This is a genomic window from Pantoea graminicola (assembly GCF_048452665.1).
Classification (GTDB): Bacteria; Pseudomonadota; Gammaproteobacteria; order Enterobacterales; family Enterobacteriaceae; genus Pantoea.
Map to the genome: position 1 here is coordinate 65,518 of NZ_JBLWSJ010000004.1, position 22,402 is coordinate 87,919.

Below are 22,402 nucleotides of genomic sequence, written 5' to 3' on the forward strand. Positions count from 1 at the left end.
GGCGGCGCGTCATGCTGCCGCCCGTTACGTTACGGCCTTACCAGTGCGCAGACGCCTTTTCTGCGGCACGGGCGGGCATGCCGACCGGGTTTCTTTCCGGCGTATCGAGCCGGTTGACGTAGACATAACCCGATGCCACTTCGCTGCTGTGACTTCTCATCTGCTGCGCACAGTCAGCGTGGCTGGCAAGAGCGGGTAGAGACAGGAAGAGACCCAGGAGGGTGGCGATGACGAACCTTTTCATGTCCGACTCCTCACTTCAGGGAACACACTCTGAACGCCGCCACCAGAGCATCTGCGGCGTCTCAGTTAATTTTAGCGATCGGCGACATTATCGCCAGCGTGCCCCACTGAACCCCATCATCAGCCTTTTTGAACAAACCCGGATTAACCCGCTGTATTCCCGTCATTAGCACAAAAAGCCACAGGTTGTGGCACGACGCCTGCGATTTGTTTAAATGTGCGCTTGAGTTCGGGCGCGGTCGCCAGTATGATTACGCGTCAATTTTTCAGCCGCATTCTCAGGCTGTGTCCCACAAGTGCTCGCCCTGGCGAACGTTTGTGGGACACAGCCTATAACGTTCCTTGCTTCCATGGGCCGCGGCTGACCCCGACAGGAGGCTGAATAATCCGTAAGGAGCAATTTCGATGCGTCATTACGAAATCGTATTTATGGTTCATCCTGACCAGAGCGAACAGGTTCCTGGCATGATCGAGCGTTACACTGGTGCTATCACTGGTGCACAGGGCACGATTCACCGCCTGGAAGACTGGGGCCGTCGTCAGCTGGCTTACCCGATCAACAAACTGCACAAAGCGCATTACGTTCTGATGAACGTTGAAGCGCCGCAGGAAGCGATCGATGAGCTGGAAACGAACTTCCGCTTCAACGACGCCGTTATCCGTAGCATGGTTATGCGCGTTAAACACGCGGTAACTGAAGCATCACCGATGGTTAAAGCGAAAGATGAGCGTCGTGATCGTCGCGAAGATTTTGCTAACGAATCCGCTGATGAGTCAGATGCTGGGGATTCTGAAGAGTAATCCATCGTGACGGTTAATCGACTGCGCTTGTCGGGCACTGTGTGCAAGACGCCGGTTCGAAAAATTAGCCCGTCAGGAATTCCTCACTGTCAGTTTGTGCTTGAGCACCGCTCAGTGCAGGAGGAGGCCGGGTTTCACCGGCAAGCCTGGTGTCGTATGCCGGTGATTATCAGCGGCAGCACCCATCAGGTGATTACTCAACATATAACGGTCGGCACGCAACTCTCACTCGACGGTTTCATTAGTTGCCATCAGGCACGAAATGGCCAGAGCAAAGTGGTGTTCCATGCCGAGCAGATTGAATTGATAGATTCTGGAGACTAGCCTAATGGCACGTTATTTCCGTCGTCGCAAGTTCTGCCGTTTCACCGCGGAAGGCGTTGTTGAGATCGATTACAAAGACATCGCAACGTTAAAAAATTACATTACCGAAAGCGGTAAAATTGTCCCGAGCCGTATCACCGGTACTCGTGCAAAATACCAGCGTCAGTTGGCTCGCTGCATCAAGCGCGCGCGTTACCTGTCTCTGCTGCCGTACACTGATCGTCATCAGTAATCGGCAACTGTCCATTAACGACTTTAAGAGGATAAGGTAATGCAAGTTATTCTGCTTGATAAAGTAGCAAACCTGGGCAGCCTGGGTGATCAGGTTAACGTTAAAGCGGGCTACGCTCGTAACTTCCTGGTTCCACAGGGCAAAGCTGTTCCTGCCACGAAGAAAAACGTTGAGTATTTCGAAGCACGTCGTGCTGAACTGGAAGCCAAACTGGCTGACGTTCAGTCTGCAGCGACTGCACGCGCTGAGAAGATCAATGCACTGGGCACCGTGACCATCACGTCTAAAGCAGGCGATGAAGGTAAACTGTTCGGTTCAATCGGTACCCGCGACATCGCTGATGCAGTCACTGCAGCAGGCGTTGACGTAGCGAAGAGCGAAGTTCGTCTGCCGAACGGCGTTCTGCGTACCACCGGTGAGCATGAAGTGGACTTCCAGGTTCACAGCGATGTATTCGCTAAGCTGACCGTAAAAGTTGTTGCTGGTTAATCTGATTAACTGAGCACGACAAAAAAGACGCCGGCCTTGTGCCGGCGTTTTTGTTTTTATCGTTTACCTCACCGCAGTTCGCCGCTTACTGCGCCCGGATAAAGCTGCCGTCCGGCTGACGGGTAAAGAGTACCGGACCGCTGGCACTGTCAACCGTCAGGCCGGTCACCGTGCCCTGCGCATCCTGACGAATCTTCACCTGCTGACCACTTTTCAGTGAGCTGAGCGGCTGATCGTTGCCTTCCACCCGCGCCATCGCAAACACATCGTTCACCGGCAGGCTATTGTCACGAAACAGCTGCGCCAGCGTCTGACCCGAGGCGATAGTCAGGCTGCGCCATGCGCCCTGCGAATCGGCCTTTGGCGTCTGCTGTGAGGCAGAAGAGGAGGGCTGACGACTGCTGTTGTCATCATAGATATCCGCCTGCATCGGCACCTCTTTTTCTGCAGAGGGGGTCGCAGGCTGTTCGACCGGATAGCGCAGCGTGCTGGCAGGCCAGAGAAACGCTACCAGCATCACCAGCAGGGCCGCCACGATGCCGCGCCGGTGCGGTGCGGGCAGCGGATCCATCCAGCCGATGTGGTCGGTAAAGTGCCAGATACGCTGAAGCCATGCTGGCAGGCGGGACGACGCGTCTGAAGCCATTCGGGGTTCCTCCTCTCCGGCAGGGCGCTGTGGCCTGCGTGCGGCCAGCCAGGCCTGCAGCCGGGAAACGGTCTGTGTTGCACGCATCCTGCGGCGGCGGGGGGCAATCTGGCCCATGTTTACTCTCTTATTAGTATGCTTGAGACGGGGTAAATCCCGTCCATAGTTATAGTATGGGCAATACCGGCGCGAAGTGCCTGCCAGCATTCATAAAATTGACGACTCTATTGTTTCCTTTTCATCAGCAAAAGTCATCTGCGACGCAGGGCATTTTACGCCAGCGGCCTGCGCTGCTATGCTGCCGGTTCGAATTTATCCGAGAGTGAAAGGAACGAAGATGACTACCCCTTCTTTCGACAGCGTCGAAGCACAAGCAAGTTACGGTATTGGTTTACAGGTTGGCCAGCAGTTGCTGGAATCTGGTCTGCAGGGGCTGCAACCAGAAGCACTGCTCGCGGGCCTGCGCGACGCGCTGGAAGGGAACTCGCCGGCCGTTCCGGTTGATGTGGTTCATCGCGCACTGCGTGAAGTGCATGAACGTGCTGAAGGCGTGCGTCGTGAGCGCACCGAAGCGATGGCAGCAGAAGGCCAGGCCTTCCTGCAGGAAAATGCGCAGCGTGAAGGCGTGAACAGCACCGAGTCGGGCCTGCAGTTCAGCGTGATTACCCAGGGTGAAGGTCCAATCCCGTCACGCCAGGATCGCGTTCGCGTTCACTATACGGGCAAACTGATCGACGGCAGCGTGTTCGACAGCTCCGTTGCGCGTGGTGAACCGGCAGAATTCCCGGTAAGCGGTGTGATCCCAGGCTGGATCGAAGCCCTGACCCTGATGCCGGTTGGCTCGAAATGGGAACTGGTGATCCCACAGAACCTCGCCTACGGTGAGCGTGGCGCGGGTGCCTCCATCCCGCCATTCAGCACCCTGATCTTCGAAGTCGAACTGCTGGAAATTCTGTAATCTTCAGCGCTGCAACCCGCGGGTTGCAGCGTTTCCCCGCCTGTTACTGCTGTAAATTCACCTGCCACAACGCAAAGCCCGTCGCATCAGTCCCTTTGGGCTGCAGCGGATATTGCGCATGCTGCTGAATAAACCCGGTCGCTTTCTCACCCGGCGCCGTTTCGAACTGAATGTCGAGCGGTGTGGAGGCGCTTATCGGCGCCAGCCGCCAGTTATTATCCGCCTTTGGCTGCACCTCACCGTGCGCTTTGGTTTCAGCGCTGATGTAGGCGGCCACCACGGCGCGGTTCTCATCCGGCGAGGCAAAGGCGATATAGCGATCGCCGGTGCCGGCAAACTTGCCGCCATAGGCGCGATAGTTATTGGTCGCCACCAGGAAGGTTGCCTGCGGGTCGATGGGCTTACCCTGCCAGCTCAGCTGACGGATACGTGACGACTCCGGATGGATCAGCTGACACTCCGCATCGTAGCGGGCGGGCTGGGTGACATCGATCTGATACGTGACGCCATCGATCACATCAAAGTTATAGGTGCGGAAATCCCAGTTGATCAGCGACTGCGTTTTCGGGCTGTTCGGATCGATCTGATTAAACTGCCCGGCTGAACACTCCAGCCACTCTTTGACCTGCGCGCCGCTGACCTTCATCACCACCAGGGTGTTCGGATAAAGATAGAGATCGGCGGCGTTTCGGAAGGTCAGCGCGCCTTTTTCCACTTCGACATAGCTGGCCGGATCGTTTTTACGTCCGCCCGCCTTAAACGGCGCGGCCGCAGAGAGCACCGGCAGGCGGCCCAGATCGGGATCGCCCTGGATAAAGTGCTCAACGTAGGCGCGCTGGGCATTGTTGACGATCTGCACCGTGGGATCGTCCTGCACCAGCGACAGATAGCTGTACATCACGTCGGCAGAGCGGCCGATGGGCTTCGCCACAAACTCGCGGGTGGCGCGGTGATCCTCAGCCAGAACGTTTACCAGCGCCGGGTCTTCTGCCGCCAGCGACTTCTTCGCGGCGGTATCGTAGATGGGCCGGGCCTGGGCCTTACCACTGCTTACCTGCCAGCGATCGCCCTCCTTGCTGAGCACCAGGTCAACCACGCCGAGATGATCGCCCCACATGCCCGGCATCACCGCCGGGATCCCGTTCAGCGTACCCTGGGTGATATCGGCGCCCCGGATGGTCGCAAAATCTTTGCCAGGGAAGACCGCATGTGCATGACCGAACAGAATGGCGTTAATGCCCTCCACCTGGCTGAGGTAATAAACCGAGTTCTCCGCCATAGCGTGCCAGGGCTCGCTGCTGAGACCGGAGTGGGGAATGGCAATGATCAGGTCTGCGCCCTGCGCGCGCATCTCCGGCACCAGGCGGCGCGCCGTCTCTGTAATGTCATCGACCCGCACCTTACCCTGCAGATTGGCTTTATCCCACACCATAATCTGTGGCGGCACGAAGCCGATGTAGCCTATCTTCAGGGTCTGCATATTGCCGTCGCGATCCACAACCTGAGTGGATTTGATGAGGTAGGGGGTGAACAGGGGTTTACCGCTCTTCACGTCAATCACGTTGGCGTTTACATAGGGGAAGCGGGCGCCCGCCAGCGCTTTTTTCAGATAGGGCAGACCATAGTTGAATTCGTGGTTGCCGAGATTGCCGACGCTGTAGTCCAGCGTGTTGAGCGCCTTGTAAACCGGGTGGATCTCGCCCTCGCGCAACCCTTTCGCGGCCATATAGTCGCCCAGCGGGCTGCCCTGAATGATGTCGCCGTTATCGACCAGTACGCTGTTTTTTACCTCCTGGCGCGCGGCATGAATCAGCGTAGCGGTGCGCACCAGGCCAAACTTCTCGGTCGGCGTGTCTTTGTAGTAGTCGAAATCCATCATATTGCTGTGCAGATCGGTGGTTTCCAGTATCCGCAAATCCACCGTTGCGGCCTGTGTGGCGACGGAAACGCTCAGGGCCAGTAACATTATTCCGGGCTTAAACATGCTTGCTCCTGCTGCAGATTAATTTAAGGCTCTCAAAATAATGTAAAAGCATGACAGATAGTCATTTTAAATCGTGATGGATATAACGTTTTGGCCGATCGGCCTGCGGCAAAGTCCGATACGACAGCACCACCACAGTGCGGTCGTGGCGATAAGGCGATAACTATGATATTGATATATCTATAAATTGGTTCGCTGATTCGCCCGTTAACCGGCGCATCAGGCGAAACTGCTAAAATGTCACTATCTGACGCTGAGCTCTTCCCGCAGCAGATCGACATAATGAGGTGAAAAATGTTAGAGCAACTCTGCCAGCTGGCACGCGAAGCAGGCGACGCGATTATGCAGGTCTATGACGGCGCCGCGCCGCTTGACGTTTCTCACAAATCGGATGATTCGCCGGTCACCGCCGCAGATATCGCCGCGCACAAGGTGATCCTGGCGGGGCTGAGGGCGCTGACGCCCGATCTCCCCGTCCTGTCAGAAGAGGATCCGCCCGCCTGGGAGGTGCGTCAGCACTGGCAGCGTTACTGGCTGGTTGATCCGCTGGATGGCACCAAAGAGTTTATCAAGCGCAACGGTGAGTTTACCGTGAATATCGCGCTGATCGAGGCGGGCAAGCCGGTGATGGGCGTGGTCTACGCGCCGGTGCTGGACGTGATGTACTCCGCGGCCGAAGGCAAAGCGTGGAAAGAGGAGGGCGGTCAGCGTGAGCAGATTCACGTACGTGACGCCCGGCCGCCACTGGTGGTGGTGAGCCGCTCTCATGGCGACGACGAGGAGATGAAAGAGTATCTGAAGCAACTCGGAGAGCATCAGACCGTCGCAACCGGCTCCTCGCTGAAATTCTGCCTGGTGGCTGAAGGCAAAGCGCAGCTCTATCCCCGCTTCGGGCCGACCAACATCTGGGATACAGGCGCGGGTCACGCGGTGGCGATGGCAGCGGGCGCGCATGTGCATGACTGGCAGGGCAGAACGCTGGACTACACGCCGCGCGAATCTTTCCTTAATCCCGGCTTCCGCGTTTCGCTGTTTTAAGACGGCGCTGAGCCTGAAAACCCCGGCGGGCGCCGGGGTTTTGCTGTTACGCCTTCAGCAGCGAGGTCACCAGTGCTATCACCCGGGTCACCTCATCCTGCGTCAGCGGTCCATCCTTCACGAATCTCACCTTGCCCTGCTTATCCAGCACCACGATCGCAGAGCTGCCCGGCTGAAGCTGCCAGGCACGCTGTACCTCGCCCTTGCTGTCGACAATAAACTGCGACCAGGGATACTGCTGCTTATTGGTTTCGATGCTGCTGCGCACAAACATGCCTGTACCGGGTATCGCATCATCGGTATTCACGATAGTCGTGGTCTGATAACGATCGTGGGGCAGCTTCGCGGCCTTGATCGCCTCTATCAGCGCCGCGTTCATCTGCTTCGCCGATGAGCGACCGGCAATATGCTGGATGACGCGAACTTTTCCGCTCAGCTGCGCGCTGTTCCAGTTTTTATAGCTAAACTTCTCCTGCTGCAGGATCAGTTCGCCTTTGTCATTGACGCCCACCGCCGGAACACGCGTCTCCTGTCTGAGATCGTGCGCCATAGCACCTGTCGGGATCAGAAACGAGAGCGCCAGTGCGGCCAGAGTTGTTCGCATTGCTATTTCCTTAGGTGATCAGACCAGTTAGTCATTTTACTGCAATAGTAAGCAGGGATGATGCGCCTGTCCTGGAAAGGTGTCAGGTTTGTTATGCCCGCCACAATTCCTTAACCAATGAAGGTTTATACTGTGTCATGTGAGCCTGATAACAGAGTGTTCTGTAATGATGTGTCAATTCAGTAAAAAAATTCACTTTTTGGCACACCACCCAGACTGAGTGTTCTATAGTTATCGCGAATTCGCGCTTCATGGGCTGGCACCAAATTTGGAAACGGCGAAGCGTGCTTTAAAAATGTACAGGAGTTAGTCAGTATGAAGATCTTCCAGCGCTATAATCCGCTGCAAATAGCGAAATATGTAAAAACGCTGTTCAAAGGAAGGTTGTATATCAAGGACGTTGGCGCGTTCGAGTTTGATAAAGGGAAAGTCCTTATTCCGCGCGTCAAAGACAAACAGCATCTGAGCGTGATGTCAGAAATTAACCGCCAGGTCGTGCGTCTCAAGCTTGAGTTCAACTAAAGACAAGGGCGCCGATGGGCGCCCTTGATGCTTACGGGGTCAGAGGGTCTGCGTCATCACTCTGAACCGGGGCATATCACCCCTTCACCGATGCCCACCGTCTGACACCCGACGCCCGCCAGAACAGGCGCTGAGTGAATCTACTCTTCTTCGCTTTTGGTCATACTCAGCACCGGCGGTCGTTCATCAATGCGGGTGACCAGTAACTGATCGATACGGTAGCTGTCGATATCCACCACCTCGAATTTGTACCCCGCGAACTTCACAAAGTCGGTGCGTTTCGGGATCTTACGCAGCATATACATCATAAAGCCGCCGATGGTTTCGTAGTTGCCGGACTGCGGGAATTCATCAATGTCCAGCACACGCATCACGTCATCGATCGGCGTGCCGCCTTCAACCAGCCATGAATTCTCGTCACGGGCGACGATCTGCTCTTCCATGCCCTGACCGACCAGATCGCCCATCAGCGTGGTCATCACGTCATTCAGGGTAATGATGCCGACGACCAGCGCATATTCGTTCATGATCACCGCGAAATCTTCACCGGCGGTTTTGAAACTTTCCAGCGCCTCAGAGAGGGTCAGCGTATCCGGCACGATCAGCGCAGAGCGAATCTGCAGGCCGCTGTTCAGCGCCATGCTCTGATTGCCCAGCACGCGCAGCAGCAGCTCTTTCGAGTCGACGTAGCCGACGATATGGTCGATGTCGCCGCTGCAGACTAAAAACTTGGAGTGCGGATGCTCGGCAATTTTGGTTTTCAGGCTGGTTTCATCTTCGTGCAGATCAAACCAGACGATATTCTCACGCGAGGTCATGGAGGAGGGAACGGTACGCGACTCCAGCTCGAACACGTTTTCAATCAGTTCATGCTCCTGCTTACGCAGCACCCCGGCCAGCGCACCCGCTTCAACGACGGCGTAGATATCGTCGGAGGTGATGTCATCTTTACGCACCATCGGCAGTTTAAAGAGGCGGAAGAAGACGTTAGCCAGGCCATTAAACAGCCACACCAGCGGGCGCATGACCAGCAAACAGAAGCGCATCGGATTGATGATGCGTAGCGCGATGGTTTCCGGGGCCACCATGCCGACCCGTTTCGGGGTTAAATCGGCGAACAGGATAAACATGCTGGTGACGATGGTGAAGGAGCAGATAAAGCTGAGCTGTTCGGCCAGCGCCGGGGAGACAAACTGATCAAACAGGCCCCGGAAGACCGGCGAAAACGCCGCATCACCGACGATACCGCCCAGAATGGCGACGGCATTGAGACCAATCTGCACCACGGTGAAGAACATGCCTGGCGTTTCCTGCATTTTCAATACGCGCTGCGCATTGACATTGCCTTCATCGGCCAGCAGTTTCAGTTTGATCTTACGGGCCGCGGCCAGCGAGATCTCGGACAGAGAAAAAAAAGCACTGATTACGATCAGCAACAGAATGATGAGTAAGCTATCTAACATATGAGATCCAAAGGGTTATCCACATGTCATTTTTGGCCTGGGCAGCGTGGGTAAGCGCAAACAGAGCGGGTTTATCCATGAAACAGAGCTATCCGTGCCAAAAATGTCTGCGCCATATCGACAGAGAATGAGATGTCGGGGCAGAAATGAAAACAGGCGGGATGCCTGTGGTGGCCGATTATAGCAGGAGCGCTCATCGTGCCGCCAGAGGGCAAACCACCGTGTCACGACGCCTGAGCGGCCAGCGTGTTCCGGATTTATCTGAGTGCGTCATTCCGGACCGATCATTCCCGCCCGCAGGAGTTGTATCCCCCCGTTCATTTACCGACAATATGGCGTTATTTGACTTAGATGTCAGCGTTGCGTCGCCGTTTGCCATAAAGTGCGGCTATGATGAGGGTGTTGCCGTTGCGGTAGTGCGGGCAAAGATGATTAATAAATGCCCCGTGGAAAAGGGGCCGGCATGATTAACAGGAGTACAGGTGCCACGATTTTACACTTATTGCATGGCCAGCCTGCTGCTTGCCGCGCCCGCCCTTGAGGCGGCGACCGTGCGATTGCAGGTAGACGGCTTAACCGGGGATTTGCAAAAGAATGTCAGGGCGCGCCTGTCGACCATTGGCAGCGATGAGGTCTCAAACGATGGCCGTTTTCGGGCACGCGTCTCCGTCGCAATAAAAGAGGGGCTGCGCGCACTCGGTTATTACGAACCTACTATCGACTTCGAATCCCGTCCTGCGCCAGAACAGGGCGGTCGCCCGGTGCTGGTGGCAAAAGTGACGCCCGGCCAGCCGGTTAAAATCGGCGGCAGCACCATCGTGGTCGAAGGCGATGCGCGCAACGACGCCGATTACAAAGCCTGGGTAAAGCAGGGGCGGCCAAAAGTGGGCACCCAGCTCAACCACGGGCAATATGACAAATTCAAAAGCGGCTTCTCTAATCTCGCCCTGCGCAACGGCTACTTCGACGGCACCTTTAAAAAGAGCCAGCTTGGCGTGTCGGTTGAGCGGCACGAAGCTTTCTGGGATATCGATTACGACAGCGGCGAGCGTTACCGCTTCGGCGACGTGACCTTCCAGGGCTCGCAGATCCGCGAAGAGTACCTGCAGAATCTGGTGCCCTTTAAAGAGGGGGACTACTACAACTCCCGCGATTTAGCCGAGCTGAACCGCCGCCTCTCGGCCACCGGCTGGTTTAATTCGGTGGTGGTCGCGCCGGAATTCAGCAAGGGCCGTAAGACCAAAGTGCTGCCGCTGAATGCTGCTATGTCGCCCCGTGTCGAAAACACCATTGAAACGGGTGTCGGCTACTCCACCGATGTGGGGCCACGCCTCAAGGGAACCTGGAAGAAACCCTGGGTTAACGATCGGGGCCACAGCCTGACGGCCAGTGCCTATGTCTCTGCGCCGGAACAGCAGGTCGATTTAAGCTACAAAGTGCCCCTGCTGAAAAGCCCGCTGGAGCAGTACTACACCTTCTCCGGTGGCCTGAAGCGAACCGACCTCAATGACACCAAAGCCGATACCAGTACACTTGCCGTGTCGCGCAACTGGGACAACAGCAGCGGCTGGCAGAAGGCCGTTAATCTGCGCTGGAGCCTGGATCACTTTACGCAGGGCAACGTAACCAATACCACCATGCTGCTCTATCCGGGCGTCAGCGTAAACCGCACCCGCTCGCGTGGTGGCCTGATGCCGACCTGGGGCGACACCCAGCGTTACTCCGTCGATGTCTCAGACACGACCTGGGGATCTGACGTCGACTTCCTGATCCTGCAGGCGCAAAACGTCTGGATCCGCACCCTGGGCGACAGTCACCGCTTTGTGGCCCGCGGCAACCTTGGCTGGATAGAAACCAACGATTTCGACAAAGTCCCGCCGGATCTGCGCTTCTTCGCCGGGGGTGACCGCAGTATTCGTGGCTATAAATACAAAAATATCTCTCCGCGTGATGAAGACGGAAAACTTACGGGTGCCTCAAAACTTGCAACCGGATCGCTGGAGTATCAGTACAACGTCACCGGTAAATGGTGGGGGGCCGTCTTTGTAGACTCCGGCGAAGCGGTCAACGACATCAAACAAAGCAACTTTAAAACCGGCGCGGGCGTCGGCGTGCGCTGGTCTTCACCTGTAGGGCCCATCAAATTTGATATCGCCAGACCTGTTGGTGATAACGAGGAGCATGGATTGCAATTTTACGTCGGACTGGGGCCTGAACTATGAAGCTATGGAAAAAGGTCCTGATTGGTATTCTGATCTTTCTGGTGCTGCTGTTGGGCGGCGTGGCGTTTTTAATCGGTACCACGCCGGGGCTGCATCTGGTGCTGAAGGGTGCATCGCGCTGGGTGCCCGGCCTGTCGATCAAACAGGTAGACGGCGGCTGGCGCAACCTGACGCTCAACGGTCTGCGTTACGAGATGCCGGGCGTCAGCGTGGATGCCGGGCAGATCCATCTGGCAGTGAATCTTAACTGCCTGCTGCACTCGTCGGTCTGCGTGGACGACATCTCCCTGCGCGACATCAGCGTGGTGGTCGACAGCAAAAAGATGACGCCATCTGCGCCAGCGCCGGAAGAGGAGAGTGGCGACACCAACCTCAGCACGCCATACCCGATCACGCTGAGTCATCTTGGCCTGCACAATATTAATGTGAAGGTCGATGACACGGCGATCTCGCTGCTCGATTTCACCACCGGCCTGCAGTGGCAGGATCGCGCCCTGACGCTGAATCCGACCCATATCCAGAGCCTGCTGATTGCGCTGCCCAGGGCGGCGAAAGTTGTGAATGAAGAGGTGGTGCAGCCGAAAGTGCAGCAGCCTCATCCCGCTGAAAAGCCGCTGGGTGAAACGCTGCAGGCGATGTTTGCGCAACCTCTGCTGCCTGCGCTGCCCGATTTCCGTCTGCCGCTGGATATTGATGTGCAGCAGATTCTGGGCGAACAGCTGCGTATTACCGGCGACACCGATATTTCGGTCAGCCGGTTACTGCTGAAAGCCAGAACCGCCGACCGTCAGATGCAGCTGACAACGCTGGACGTGGACTCGAATCTGGGCAAGCTCAACGGCAGCGGACAGGCGACACTGGCGGATAACTGGCCGGTCGATTTCGCCCTCAACGGCACGGTCAACACCGACCCGATTAAAGGCGAAAAGCTGGCGCTGAAGCTGAGTGGCGCGATGCGTGACGAGCTGAAGCTGGGGCTGAACCTCTCCGGCCCGGTCAACGCGCAGCTCGACGCCACGACGCAGCTGGCGGTCGCCGGACTGCCGCTGTCGCTGCAACTGACCAGCCCGCAGCTGCGCTGGCCGTTAACCGGCCCGGTACAGTATCAGGCGGATAAGCTGGACTATCAGTTCAAAGGCAAGGCCACCGACTACGTGATGACACTGCAGACCGCCGTGAAAGGGGAGTCGGTGCCGCCGGCCAGCGTCTCGCTGACGGGTAAAGGCAATGTCGAACAGTTCAGCCTCGACCGCCTGCGCATTGCCGCGCTGCAGGGCAATATTGACCTCACCGCCCTGGTGGACTGGAGCAAAGCCATCAGCTGGCGCAGCGAACTGACGCTGGCAGGCATTAACACCGCGAAACAGTACCCCGACTGGCCCGCGCGACTGGATGGCAAAATCACCACCCGCGGCAGTCTCTATGGCGGCAGCTGGCAGCTGAGCGTGCCGCAGTTGCAACTCAAAGGCAATGTGAAGCAGAACGCGGTGACTGCGGACGGCTCACTTACCGGTAACAGCTACAACCAGTGGACGGTGCCGGGCATCAAACTGGCGCTGGGACGCAACCACCTGGATGTTAAAGGGGCGCTGGGCGACAGCCTGGATCTCGACGCCAGCATCAACGCGCCGCAGCTCGACAATGCGCTGCCGGGCCTGGGGGGGGTTGTCAACGGCACGATTAAAGCGCGCGGCACCCTGAAAGCGCCGCAGCTGCTGGCCGACCTTAACGGTCGCGGCCTGCGCTGGCAGCAGATGCAGATTAACCGCGTTACGCTGAACGGCGACGTTCGTTCCGGCGAACAGGTGGCGGGCAAGCTGCAACTGCGCGTCGAGCAGCTGAAGCAGGATGCGCTGAACATCAGCCTGCTGACGCTGAACGCCGACGGCAACGAAAAGCAGCATCAGCTGAAGCTCAATGTGCAGGGCAAGCCGGTGTCCGGCCAGCTGGCGCTGAACGGCAGCTTCGATCGCCAGACCGAACGCTGGAAAGGGTCGCTCAACGACACGCGCTTTGATACGCCGGTCGGGGAGTGGCGTCTGACCCGCGCGATGGCGATCGACTACCTCAACAGCCGCCAGACGGCGACGATTGGTCCGCACTGCTGGCAGAACCCCAATGCGCAGCTCTGCGTACCGGAGCCGATCGAAGCCGGACCGGCAGGCCATGCGCATGTGGTGCTGAACCGCTTTGACCTGGCGATGGTTAAACCCTTTATGCCGGATGCCACACAGCTGAGCGGCCTGTTCAGCGGAGATGTGCGCGTAAACTGGACCGCAGAGGGTGGATTGCCGACCGGCACCGTGGCGCTCAAGGGCAACGGCGTCAAAGTGGTGCAGGATGTGCAGGGCAACAGCCTGCCGATCGCCTTTGACACGCTGAACCTGAATGCGGCGCTGCGCAACGGCCGCGCGCAGCTCGACTGGCTGATCCGCATCGCCGGTAACGGGCAGCTGGATGGCAATGTGCAGATCGACGATCCGCAAAACCGCCGCAGGCTGGGCGGTAACGTCAACATCCGCAATCTCTCGCTGGCGATGCTCAATCCGGCGCTGATGCAGGGCGAAAAAATCAAGGGCAGTCTGAACAGCGCCCTGCGCCTGGGCGGCAGTATTCAGCAGCCCCAGGTGTTTGGTCAGCTGGGACTGACCGGGGTGGATGTGGATGGCAACTTTATGCCGGTGGATCTGACCAATGCCAGCCTGAACCTGGTGTTCAACGGCATGAGTTCGACGCTCAACGGCCTGGTGCAGACCGCGCAGGGCAACATCAACCTCAGCGGCAACGCCGACTGGAGCCAGCTCGATAACTGGCGTGCGCGCATCGCGGCGCAGGGCAGCCGGGTGCGTGTCACGGTGCCGCCAATGGTGCGTATGGATGTCTCGCCGGATCTGGTCTTTGAAGCAACGCCAGCCGCCTTTAACCTGGATGGCCGTGTCGATATTCCGTGGGCGCGTATCACGGTGCAGGAAGTGCCGGAGAGCGCCACCGGCGTCTCGTCCGATGAGGTGATGCTGGATGAACAGCTGAAGCCGATTGCACCAAAAACCGCCTCGATCCCGATTAACAGTAATCTGGTGATCCACGTCGGTAACGATGTGCGGCTCTCAGCGTTTGGCCTGAAAGCGAAGCTGAATGGCGACCTGAAGATGGTGCAGGATAAATCCGGGCTGGGCCTGAACGGCCAGATCAATATCCCGTCCGGGCGCTTCCATGCCTATGGTCAGGATCTGATCGTGCGTAAAGGTGAGCTGCAGTTTGCCGGTCCGCCGGATCAGCCTTACGTCAACCTCGAAGCGATTCGTAATCCGGATGCCACCGAAGATGGCGTCACGGCGGGTCTGCGGGTCACCGGGCTGGCGGATGAGCCGAAGGCGGAAGTCTTCTCCGATCCGGCGATGTCGCAACAGGAGGCGCTCTCCTACCTGCTGCGTGGTCAGGGATTAGGCAGCGACGGCGACAGTAACGCGCTGACTTCGGCCCTTGTTGGCTTAGGGGTTGCACAAAGTGGTCAGGTTGTGGGTAAAATCGGGGAGACGTTCGGTGTCAGCAATCTTGCTGTTGATACTGCGGGTGTTGGCGACAGCCAGCAGGTGCAGGTCAGTGGCTATGTGCTGCCGGGTCTGCAGGTAAAATACGGTGTTGGCATATTTGATTCACTGGCGACGTTAACCTTGCGTTACCGCCTGATGCCCAAACTCTATCTGGAAGCCGTGTCCGGTGTGGATCAGGCTCTCGATTTGCTCTATCAGTTTGAGTTTTAGCAATGCGAATAATTGTCTACGGCAGTTTACGGCGCAAACAGGGAAACAGTCACTGGATGACGAATGCGCAGTGGCTGGGTGATCACCAGATTGAAGGCTTTGAGCTTTACAGTCTGGGCCATTATCCCGGCGTAATTGAGGGCAACGGAACGGTACATTGTGAAGTGTACCGCATTGATGCCTCAACCCTGGCGGAGCTGGATGCGCTCCGTACCAAAGGGGGAGAGTACAAACGTTATCTGACTCAGACGCCGTTTGGCAGTGCATGGCTTTATGTCTATCAACGCTCAGTGGCAGGACGCCAGCACATCACGAGTGGAGACTGGCTGAAGCGCGATGAGGAGCCAGGGGCCTGAACAAAAACACCGTCCAGATGGACGGTGTTTTTTTTTCGACTTACAGACCGGCAGCAGAATTATTTCTTCTGAGCGCGCTCGTAAGAGGAGATGATTTCGGCTTTAGCCGCTTCGGCGTTGTCCCAGCCATCCACTTTCACCCATTTGCCTTTTTCCAGATCTTTGTAGTGCTCAAAGAAATGGGTGATCTGGGCGCGCAGCAGTTCTGGCAGGTCGTTCACATCTTTGATGTGATCGTACTCTTTAGAGAGCTTGGTGTGCGGAACGGCAACCAGTTTGGCATCTTCGCCAGACTCGTCGGTCATTTTCAGCACGCCAACCGGACGGCAGCGGATCACTGAGCCTGGAACCAGTGGATACGGGGTTGGAACCAGTACGTCAACCGGGTCACCATCCAGAGAGAGGGTGTTGTTGATGTAGCCGTAGTTGCACGGATAGAACATCGCGGTAGACATGAAACGGTCTACAAACAGGGCGCCAGACTCTTTATCAACTTCATATTTGATCGGATCAGCATTCGCTGGGATCTCAATGACAACGTAGATATCTTCTGGCAGGTCTTTACCTGCTGGCACCTGGTTCAAACTCATCGGGCATTCCTTCAATGGTCGTATGTTGAGTGTCGGCTATTATAGCCAACTGACTCTGAAAGTATGCCCTCTTTTTAGCGTTTCGGAATGCGCCCAAAGGCTACTTCGCGGTCACTAACAGCGAAACAATCCCTGCAGCAATCAATGGTCCTACCGGCACACCCCGGAAGAACGCGACACCGATGATCGTGCCGATCAGCAGCCCGCCAATCACCGAAGGCTGGACGCTCATAAAATTCACGCCCCGTCCGCCCAGCCAGGCGACGAAAATACCGACCAGAATCGCCACAATTGACTGCCAGTTAGCAAACGACTTTATCAGCGACGAGGCGGGCAGCGACCCGCTGGCCAGCGGCGCCATCACCGCCACGGTCAGGATAATGATGCCCAGCGTAATGCCCTGTTTTTCCACATAGGGAAAAAACCGGGAGAGTGGGGTCAGTTTGATCGCCAGCAGCACCAGAATGGAGATCGTGACTGCGGTGTTGTGAACGAAGTAACTCAGTACGGCGAGGCCGATAAGAATAAGGGTCGGGACGTAAGGTGCCATGGTCTCTTCCTGAAAGTGAGTGGGCGCACTGACTCGCCAGCGTCAAAACCGCTGCGATCAGCAATCATCCGGATTAGCGCAGCTGCCTTTACCCAGCGACTGCAGCATCAGCGCCTGATTGCGCACCAGGCTCAGCCCCTGGGCGCTCAGAGCCACGCTGCCCAGCGAACCCGAACCCTGTTTCCTGAGCTGGCTCCGGCTGGCCTCAAGCCAGCTATCGCGGTAGCTCAGCCACGCACGCTGTGCGCGCCGCAGCGTCGTCTTCTCCTCTCCGCTGAGGCGTGTCATCAGCGTGTTGTACTGCGCATTCATCTCCTGATCCCAGGCCCGCGTCGTCGCCGCGTAGCACTGGTTCATGGCAAGGGTGGTCGTGGCCTTATCCAGGCAGCGGTCAAGGGACGCTTCGGTTTTCAGATCGTCTGCCATCGTCGCGGTGCTCACAAGCAGCAGCATCAGAAACAATCCTGATTTCATCGGTTTCTCCGGATAAAAAGGGGCGGCGTTCAGCTTGCTGGATGTTTCCGGGATGATCAAGGCGTTAACACTCTATTAATCAGGGTTAAAGTTTCGGAGCGTTATTGCCGATACCTCTTCCGCATTAGGGCCGCTTAAATTTTCGCCTTTTCTCATACATGGAAATCATCAGGATGAAACAGATATCACTTCGCACGGGGTTGCTGGCACTGCTGGCATTTATGACACTGCTGCTGCTGGCGGTGAGTTTTATGGGGATCGTGGCAATTAATAAAGGCAATCGCTCGCTGGATGTGATCAACCGCATTCAGGGGATTGAGCTGAACAGCCTTTATCAGAGCAACGCCGATCTGATGCGGGCCCGCGCCAACGCGGCGCTGGCGGTGCGTAAAATCGAAATTGGTATGCTGGAGGAGGGCGCGGCCGTGACCAGGCTGTCGCAGGCCGATGTGGTGTCATCCCAGCAGAACCTGAAACGTTTTGTGGATGCGGGAACGGTGACGGCGCACGGAAAAATGCTGGCGGATGCGATTGCGGCCAGCTACAAAGCCTATCTCGACCAGGGCATTAAGCCGATGATGACCGCGCTGGATAAGCAGTACACCGACGAATATTACCAGCTGCTGGAAGGCAACCTGGCGACGCTGGCGGCCGGATACAACAAGGCCGTCACCGACTTCAGCCAGTTCGCTGAACAGGTGACGCAGGCCCAGCTGGCGCAGGCGGCCCACAACGAAACCAAAATGAAAATCCTGATCGCCGTGGCGGTGATCTTAACCCTGATGCTGCTGGTTCTTGCCTGGCAACTGTTGCGCCGGATGCTGCTGCTGCCGCTGAACCAGGCGATCGTGCATCTTGAGCAGATCTCGATGGGCGACCTGTCACAGGCGCTGCCGCCCTCCGGCAACAACGAACTGGGACGGCTTAACCATGCGCTCGCCGACATGCAGGCGTCGCTGCGCAACTCGGTCAGCCTGGTGCGCGAAGCGAGTATGCAGATCGACATCGGCAGCCGTGAACTGGCGGCGGGCAACGTCAATCTGTCGCAGCGCACCGAAGAGTCTGCCGCTTCGCTGGAGCAGACCGCGGCCAGTATGGAGCAGCTCACAGCAACGGTCCGCCTGAACGCCAGCAATGCTCAGCAGGCGCACAAGCTGGCGAATGCCGTCTCCGACACCGCCGATCGCGGTGCGGAGGTGGTTTGCTACGTAATGGAAAAAATGCATGAGATCACCGACAGCGCCAATCGCATTGGCGATATCCTCAGCGTGATTGACGGCATCGCCTTCCAGACCAACATCCTGGCACTTAACGCAGCCGTGGAAGCGGCGCGCGCGGGCGAACAGGGACGGGGCTTTGCGGTGGTGGCAAACGAAGTGCGCACGCTGGCACAGCGCAGCGCCAACGCCGCCAAAGAGATCCGCACGCTGATCAGCGATTCACAGTCACGGGTGAAAGAGGGCAGCGAGATGGCGACCCGCGCCGGGGAAACCATGGATGAGATTTCGGGCGAGGTGATGCGCGTTACCTCATTGATGAAAGAGATCTCCATGGCCTCCGACGAGCAGAGCCGCGGCATTGAGCAGGTTAATCAGGCCGTGACGCAGATGGATGCGGCAGCGCAGCAGAACGCTGCGCTGGTGGAGCAGGCTACGGCGGCGACCCAGTCGCTGGAAGCGCAGTCCGATCAGCTTCAGGCCACGATGGCGCAGTTCAGGCTGCAGACGGCGTAACGATCAGGGGGATTCGCCCGCTGACCCGAACGGCGGCTGTCTGATTGTCGATCGGGTCATTGCTCCGCCGGATCAAAAAAGCCAGCGCACGTTAACCGCGCGCTGGCTTTTCGCTTTTCTGGCTTAACCCGCGACCGGATTAGCCCTGACGGCAATCCGGGAACTCGGCCAGGAAACGCTCAACGTCGTTCACCATCGCCTCATTACCGCAGTAGAACGGGCAGCGCTGATGCAGCGTGACCGGTGGAATATCCAGAATACGTCGCTGACCATCGCTGGCTTTACCGCCCGCCTGTTCGGCCAGGAAGGCCATCGGGTTGCACTCATACAGCAGACGCAGCTTACCCTGAGGATGGCTGGCGGTGCTTGGATAGAGGTAGATGCCGCCTTTCAGCAGGTTACGATGGAAATCTGCGACCAGCGAACCGATGTAACGCGAGGTGTAAGGACGGTGGGTTGGCAGATCCTCTTCCTGACAGAACTTCAGATATTTCTTCACGCCCTGCGGGAAACGAATGTAGTTACCTTCGTTGATGGAGTAGGTGTAGCCGGTCTCCGGGTAGGTCATACGCTCGTGGCTCAGACAGAACACACCCAGCGACGGATCGTAGGTAAACGCATGTACGCCTGCACCGGTGGTGTAAACCATCATGGTGGAGGAGCCGTAAACCACGTAGCCTGCAGCGACCTGCTTGTTGCCCGGCTGCATAAAGTCCGCTTCAACCACTGGCGTACCCGGTTCGCTGACGCGGTGATAAATAGAGAAGATGGTGCCGACGGACACGTTCACGTCGATATTAGACGAACCATCCAGCGGGTCCATCAACACCACATATTTGCCGTTCTCTTCGCCTTCGAAGATCACGAACTCATCTTCTTCCTCAGAAGCGATACCGGCGACGATGCCACGCGCTTTCAGGGCTGCCTTGAGTTTTTCATTGGCGAACAGATCCAGTTTCATCTGCTGTTCACCCTGAACATTTTCCACACCACTGGCACCGAGGATATCCACTAATCCGGCTTTGTTGATGTCGCGGTGAATGATTTTGGCACCCAGCTTGATAGCTGAGATCAGTGCCGTCAGTTCACCTGTGGCGTGCGGAAAGTCGTGCTGCTTCTCGACGATAAATTCGCCCAACGTTTTCATAACACATTCCCTGAATCTGCGATGGAGTGGCAGCACGCGTAACAGTCTGCCAACGGATGCGTACGCAGTTTAGCCGATTGAACTTCAAAAACCATAGTCCTAATCCGTTTCTTCCGTCTGCGAGCAGGGTTACACTGTGCGCCGAACTTTTGAGTAATGGATCATGTTATGCGCATTCACATCCTCGGGATTTGTGGCACGTTTATGGGCGGTCTGGCGGTGCTGGCTCGCTCACTGGGTCATCAGGTGACCGGTTCCGACGCCAACGTTTACCCGCCAATGAGCACGCTGCTCGAACAGCAAGGTATTGAATTAACTGAAGGTTACGACGCGAGCCAGCTTGACCCGGCACCCGACCTGGTGATTATCGGCAACGCGATGACGCGGGGTAATCCCTGTGTGGAAGCGGTGCTGGAACGTAACATTCCTTACCTTTCTGGCCCGCAGTGGCTGCATGATTTTGTGCTGCGCGACCGCTGGGTGCTGGCGGTCGCCGGAACCCACGGCAAAACCACCACAGCCGGCATGGCAGCGTGGATTCTGGAGGCCTGCGGCCTGGAGCCGGGCTTCATTATTGGTGGTGTGCCCGGAAACTTCGATGTCTCGGCAAAATTAGGAAAAAGTCCATTCTTCGTCATCGAAGCGGATGAGTATGACTGTGCCTTTTTCGATAAGCGTTCCAAGTTTGTCCACTACGCGCCACGCACCCTGATCCTCAACAACCTTGAGTTTGATCACGCGGATATCTTTGACGATCTGCGCGCCATCCAGAAGCAGTTCCACCACCTGGTGCGGATCGTACCGGGGCAGGGCAAGATCCTGCTGCCGGAACACGATGCTAACCTCAGGCAGGTGATGGCGATGGGCTGCTGGAGCGAGCAGGAGAGCGTGGGCGACCACGGACGCTGGCAGGCGAAGAAACTGACGCCCGACGCCTCACACTGGGAAGTATGGCTCGACGGCGAAAAAGTGGGTGAAGTGAACTGGGCGCTGGTGGGCGAGCACAACATGCACAATGGCCTGATGGCGATTGCGGCCGCGCGTCATGTCGGTGTCCGGCCGGAAGATGCCGGGCAGGCGCTGAACAGCTTTATCAATGCCCGTCGCCGGCTGGAGCTGCGTGGCGAAGTGAACAGCATCAAGGTCTATGATGACTTTGCGCATCATCCGACCGCGATTCTGGCGACGCTGGCCGCACTGCGCAGCAAGGTTGGCGGCCGGGCGCGCATCCTGGCCGTGCTGGAGCCGCGCTCTAACACGATGAAGATGGGCATCAGCAAAAACGACCTGGCACCGTCACTGGCGCGCGCGGATGAGGTGTTTCTGTTCCAGCCGCACCATATCCCGTGGCAGGTGTCCGATGTTGCCGAAGCCTGTATCCCGCCAGCCCACTGGAGTGCAGATATCGACACGCTGGTGGAGATGGTGGCAAAAGCCGCTCAGCCAGGCGACTCGATCCTGGTCATGAGCAACGGCGGCTTTGGGGGGATTCATCAGAAGCTGCTGGACAGGCTGCAGTAACACGACAGGCGCCCGCATCGGGCGCTTTTTTTGCCAGCGATACCGGCGGCTGGCCTGTATCAATGACCGAGGCGAACCGGTCAGAACGTGCGTTAATCTGCCTGCAACTGGGGTCAGGTCTGGCTTTAGTTTGCTTCGGCCAGTTCGCGCAGGTACTGGAAAATCTGACGGGCAGATTTTGGCGGCTTGTTGCCCGCTTTCTCTTTCTGCGCGTTACGGATCATGCTGCGTAACTGCTGACGGTCGGCCTCAGGATAAAGTGCAATCACGTCGCTCATCGCCTCATCGCCCTGCTCAATCAGACGATCGCGCAACATTTCCAGCTTGTGGAACAGCGCAACCTGCTGGTTGTGACGGTTCTTGAGCTTGTCCAGCGCCACGCGGATTGGCTCGACGTCGATACTGCGCAGCAGTTTGCCGATCAGCTGCAGCTGACGGCGGCGACCCTCTTTCTTAATGCGCTGTGCCAGTTCGATCTCGGTGCGCAGGCGTTCATCCAGCGGGATCTTATCCAGCGAGTTTTTCCCCAGATCGACCAGTTCGGCACCCAGGCGTTTTAACTCTTCGGCATCGCGTTTAATTTCACTCTTACTGACCCAGATAATCTCTTCATCTTCTTCTTCGTCATTATCTGGCACATCGTCGAGCCACTCATCGGGCTTTTTAGTCATTTCCGGGCTCCCAAAAAAAAGAGGCTAATCCTACCAGTTTATCGGGTGACTGCGAAATTGTTCTCTGACT

General features: G+C 57.3%; 22 protein-coding genes. 12 read left to right on the plus strand and 10 right to left on the minus strand.

What is annotated here, in order from left to right; translation table 11 throughout:
- Positions 1–37 precede the first annotated feature (37 nt).
- The gene (locus ACNY69_RS10910) at positions 38–244 is read right to left on the minus strand and encodes a hypothetical protein (protein ID WP_111139224.1); all 207 of its coding nucleotides are present in this window, start codon (positions 242–244) and stop codon (positions 38–40) included.
- A gap of 404 nt (positions 245–648) precedes the next feature.
- Between ACNY69_RS10910 and rpsF the strand changes: the two genes are divergently transcribed.
- Genes rpsF through rplI form a run of 4 tightly spaced genes read left to right on the plus strand, consistent with a single transcriptional unit; the run spans position 649 to position 2,089 of the window.
- Positions 649–1,044: a 30S ribosomal protein S6 gene (gene rpsF / locus ACNY69_RS10915; protein WP_009087450.1), complete on the plus strand. Its 396-nt coding sequence runs from the start codon at positions 649–651 to the stop codon at positions 1,042–1,044.
- 6 nt (positions 1,045–1,050) lie between these two features.
- Complete coding sequence (gene priB / locus ACNY69_RS10920) at positions 1,051–1,368, plus strand: primosomal replication protein N (protein WP_111139225.1); 318 nt, start codon at positions 1,051–1,053, stop codon at positions 1,366–1,368.
- 4 nt (positions 1,369–1,372) lie between these two features.
- Complete coding sequence (gene rpsR / locus ACNY69_RS10925) at positions 1,373–1,600, plus strand: 30S ribosomal protein S18 (RefSeq protein ID WP_002210155.1); 228 nt, start codon at positions 1,373–1,375, stop codon at positions 1,598–1,600.
- Between the two features lie 39 nt (positions 1,601–1,639).
- Positions 1,640–2,089, plus strand: coding sequence for a 50S ribosomal protein L9 (gene rplI, locus ACNY69_RS10930; protein ID WP_058956512.1), 450 nt, complete (start codon positions 1,640–1,642; stop codon positions 2,087–2,089).
- Between the two features lie 85 nt (positions 2,090–2,174).
- Here rplI and ACNY69_RS10935 read toward each other — a convergent pair whose 3' ends face one another.
- Complete coding sequence (locus ACNY69_RS10935) at positions 2,175–2,852, minus strand: LysM-like peptidoglycan-binding domain-containing protein (protein WP_293774408.1); 678 nt, start codon at positions 2,850–2,852, stop codon at positions 2,175–2,177.
- Between the two features lie 220 nt (positions 2,853–3,072).
- Between ACNY69_RS10935 and fklB the strand changes: the two genes are divergently transcribed.
- Positions 3,073–3,693 (plus strand): FKBP-type peptidyl-prolyl cis-trans isomerase, encoded by a 621-nt coding sequence (gene fklB / locus ACNY69_RS10940; protein ID WP_128085096.1) that lies wholly within the window; start codon positions 3,073–3,075, stop codon positions 3,691–3,693.
- 43 nt (positions 3,694–3,736) lie between these two features.
- On the opposite strand, the gene ACNY69_RS10945 is transcribed toward fklB, so the two are convergent.
- Positions 3,737–5,677, minus strand: a complete 1,941-nt coding sequence (locus ACNY69_RS10945) for a bifunctional 2',3'-cyclic-nucleotide 2'-phosphodiesterase/3'-nucleotidase (RefSeq protein WP_293774410.1) — start codon at positions 5,675–5,677, stop codon at positions 3,737–3,739.
- A gap of 294 nt (positions 5,678–5,971) precedes the next feature.
- Between ACNY69_RS10945 and cysQ the strand changes: the two genes are divergently transcribed.
- Positions 5,972–6,715 carry a 3'(2'),5'-bisphosphate nucleotidase CysQ gene (cysQ, locus tag ACNY69_RS10950; RefSeq protein ID WP_111139229.1) on the plus strand — a complete coding sequence of 248 codons (744 nt, stop codon included), beginning with the start codon at positions 5,972–5,974 and terminating at the stop codon, positions 6,713–6,715.
- Between the two features lie 46 nt (positions 6,716–6,761).
- Here the strand turns inward: cysQ and ACNY69_RS10955 are convergent, their stop codons facing one another.
- Positions 6,762–7,319 (minus strand): YtfJ family protein, encoded by a 558-nt coding sequence (locus ACNY69_RS10955; RefSeq protein WP_111139230.1) that lies wholly within the window; start codon positions 7,317–7,319, stop codon positions 6,762–6,764.
- A 315-nt stretch (positions 7,320–7,634) separates the two neighbouring features.
- Here ACNY69_RS10955 and ACNY69_RS10960 point away from each other — a divergent pair, with 315 nt between their 5' ends.
- On the plus strand, positions 7,635–7,841 hold the full coding sequence (locus ACNY69_RS10960; RefSeq protein WP_003855513.1) for a DUF1107 domain-containing protein: 207 nt from the start codon (positions 7,635–7,637) through the stop codon (positions 7,839–7,841).
- A 140-nt stretch (positions 7,842–7,981) separates the two neighbouring features.
- Here the strand turns inward: ACNY69_RS10960 and paeA are convergent, their stop codons facing one another.
- Positions 7,982–9,304 (minus strand): polyamine export protein PaeA, encoded by a 1,323-nt coding sequence (gene paeA / locus ACNY69_RS10965; RefSeq protein ID WP_111139231.1) that lies wholly within the window; start codon positions 9,302–9,304, stop codon positions 7,982–7,984.
- 506 nt (positions 9,305–9,810) lie between these two features.
- On the opposite strand from paeA, the gene tamA reads away from it, so the two are divergent.
- From tamA to ACNY69_RS10980, 3 genes are read left to right on the plus strand one after another with little or no spacing between them, the layout of a single operon-like run.
- Complete coding sequence (gene tamA / locus ACNY69_RS10970; protein ID WP_293774610.1) at positions 9,811–11,526, plus strand: autotransporter assembly complex protein TamA; 1,716 nt, start codon at positions 9,811–9,813, stop codon at positions 11,524–11,526.
- Positions 11,523–15,290, plus strand: coding sequence for an autotransporter assembly complex protein TamB (tamB, locus tag ACNY69_RS10975; RefSeq protein ID WP_293774414.1), 3,768 nt, complete (start codon positions 11,523–11,525; stop codon positions 15,288–15,290). The genes tamA and tamB overlap by 4 nt, the downstream gene beginning before the upstream one ends.
- A gap of 2 nt (positions 15,291–15,292) precedes the next feature.
- Complete coding sequence (locus ACNY69_RS10980; protein ID WP_111139234.1) at positions 15,293–15,646, plus strand: gamma-glutamylcyclotransferase family protein; 354 nt, start codon at positions 15,293–15,295, stop codon at positions 15,644–15,646.
- A 59-nt stretch (positions 15,647–15,705) separates the two neighbouring features.
- On the opposite strand, the gene ppa is transcribed toward ACNY69_RS10980, so the two are convergent.
- The 3 genes from ppa to ACNY69_RS10995 form a co-directional block, all read right to left on the minus strand.
- Complete coding sequence (gene ppa / locus ACNY69_RS10985; protein WP_111139235.1) at positions 15,706–16,236, minus strand: inorganic diphosphatase; 531 nt, start codon at positions 16,234–16,236, stop codon at positions 15,706–15,708.
- A gap of 100 nt (positions 16,237–16,336) precedes the next feature.
- Positions 16,337–16,786, minus strand: coding sequence for a DUF441 domain-containing protein (locus ACNY69_RS10990; protein WP_111139236.1), 450 nt, complete (start codon positions 16,784–16,786; stop codon positions 16,337–16,339).
- 57 nt (positions 16,787–16,843) lie between these two features.
- The gene (locus ACNY69_RS10995) at positions 16,844–17,260 is read right to left on the minus strand and encodes a lysozyme inhibitor LprI family protein (RefSeq protein WP_293774417.1); all 417 of its coding nucleotides are present in this window, start codon (positions 17,258–17,260) and stop codon (positions 16,844–16,846) included.
- A 173-nt stretch (positions 17,261–17,433) separates the two neighbouring features.
- On the opposite strand from ACNY69_RS10995, the gene ACNY69_RS11000 reads away from it, so the two are divergent.
- The gene (locus ACNY69_RS11000; protein WP_111139237.1) at positions 17,434–18,993 is read left to right on the plus strand and encodes a methyl-accepting chemotaxis protein; all 1,560 of its coding nucleotides are present in this window, start codon (positions 17,434–17,436) and stop codon (positions 18,991–18,993) included.
- Between the two features lie 139 nt (positions 18,994–19,132).
- Here ACNY69_RS11000 and fbp read toward each other — a convergent pair whose 3' ends face one another.
- Positions 19,133–20,140 (minus strand): class 1 fructose-bisphosphatase, encoded by a 1,008-nt coding sequence (gene fbp, locus ACNY69_RS11005; RefSeq protein WP_009087416.1) that lies wholly within the window; start codon positions 20,138–20,140, stop codon positions 19,133–19,135.
- A gap of 168 nt (positions 20,141–20,308) precedes the next feature.
- On the opposite strand from fbp, the gene mpl reads away from it, so the two are divergent.
- On the plus strand, positions 20,309–21,661 hold the full coding sequence (gene mpl, locus ACNY69_RS11010) for a UDP-N-acetylmuramate:L-alanyl-gamma-D-glutamyl-meso-diaminopimelate ligase (RefSeq protein ID WP_111139266.1): 1,353 nt from the start codon (positions 20,309–20,311) through the stop codon (positions 21,659–21,661).
- Between the two features lie 125 nt (positions 21,662–21,786).
- Here mpl and yjgA read toward each other — a convergent pair whose 3' ends face one another.
- The gene (yjgA, locus tag ACNY69_RS11015) at positions 21,787–22,332 is read right to left on the minus strand and encodes a ribosome biogenesis factor YjgA (protein WP_111139238.1); all 546 of its coding nucleotides are present in this window, start codon (positions 22,330–22,332) and stop codon (positions 21,787–21,789) included.
- Between the last annotated feature and the right edge of the window lie 70 nt (positions 22,333–22,402).